The 1,218-nt window shown below is 66.2% G+C and carries 1 protein-coding gene; it reads right to left on the reverse strand.

Features of this window, described 5'->3' with window-relative positions; translation table 11 throughout:
* On the reverse strand, nt 1-1,198 hold a 1,198-nt coding region (locus C7G61_RS42795; RefSeq protein WP_244608789.1), incomplete at its 3' end, for a condensation domain-containing protein.
* Nucleotides 1,199-1,218: the final 20 nt, after the last annotated feature.

The raw sequence follows: 1,218 nt of genomic DNA on the forward strand, positions 1-1,218 counted from the left end.
GGCTACGCTGAAGGCAGATCGCCACCGGCTGATCCGGCCTGACCCCGAGCGCGATCAGATGATGCGCCAGCCGGTTGGCCCGCGCATTGAGCTCGCCATAGCTCAGGCGCTCGTCCTCATGGACGAGGGCGACCGCTTCGGGTGCGCGCCGGACCTGTTGCTCGAACAGTTCATGGATGCACCGCTCCGACGGATAGGCCGCCGCCGTCCGGTTCAACTCCTCCAGCAGATAGCTGCGTTCGTCGGCCGGCAGGATGTCGATGCGGCCGACCGGCTGCCCGGCATCGGCAACCATCGCCCGCAGCAGCGCCAGCAGATAACCACGCTGCCGCTCGATCGTCGCCTGATCAAACAGCGCCGTGGCATAATCAAACGTTCCGGCTATGACCTCATCACACTCGCCTAGGCTCAGCTCCAGATCGAACTTGACCTGATCGAGCCCTTCCCCGGCAGCCTCCACGCTCAGCCCGGCAAGGTCGAACGACCCGACGGCGTTGTTCTGCCAGGCCAACATCACCTGGAACAACGGCGTGTGATCGAGATGCCGGGGCGGCTTGACGATCTCGACTACCTGCTCGAACGGCAGGTCCTGATGCTCCTGCGCAGCCAGCGCCGTGCGCCGCGTCCGTTCCAGAAGCTGCGACACGCTCGGCTCGCCCGACAGCTCCAGCCGAAGCGCCAGGCTGTTGACGAAGAAGCCGATCAACTCTTCGATCTCGCGGCGGCCGCGATTGGCGCTCGGCACCCCGATCACAAGGTCGTCCTGCCCTGACAGACGCGACAGCACCGCCGCCCAGCCCGCCAGCACCGTCATGAACAACGTCGTGCCATGCTGCCGGCTCAGCCGCTTCAACTCCCGCGTCAGATCCGCATCGATGACAACAGGCACAGTGGCCCCGGCAAACGACGGCCGCGCCGGCCGCGGCCGGTCCGTCGGCAAGGCCAGACGGGCCGGCGCGCCAGCCAGGGTGTTGCGCCAATACTCCGCCTGCTTCTGCAATCGCTCGCCAGCCAGCCACTGCCGTTGCCAGGCAGCATAGTCCGGATACTGGATCGCAAGCGGCGGCAGCGGATCGTCTTGTCCCGCCAGGAACGCCCGGTAAAGCTGACTGAGTTCACGCACCAGCACGCCCAGCGACCAGCCGTCCGAGACGATGTGATGCTGGGTCAGCAGGAAGACGTGTTCCTCATCCGACATCCGGATCAGACGCCCGCGGA

It is taken from the genome of Bradyrhizobium algeriense, assembly GCF_003062295.1.
Classification (GTDB): Bacteria; Pseudomonadota; Alphaproteobacteria; order Rhizobiales; family Xanthobacteraceae; genus Bradyrhizobium; species Bradyrhizobium algeriense.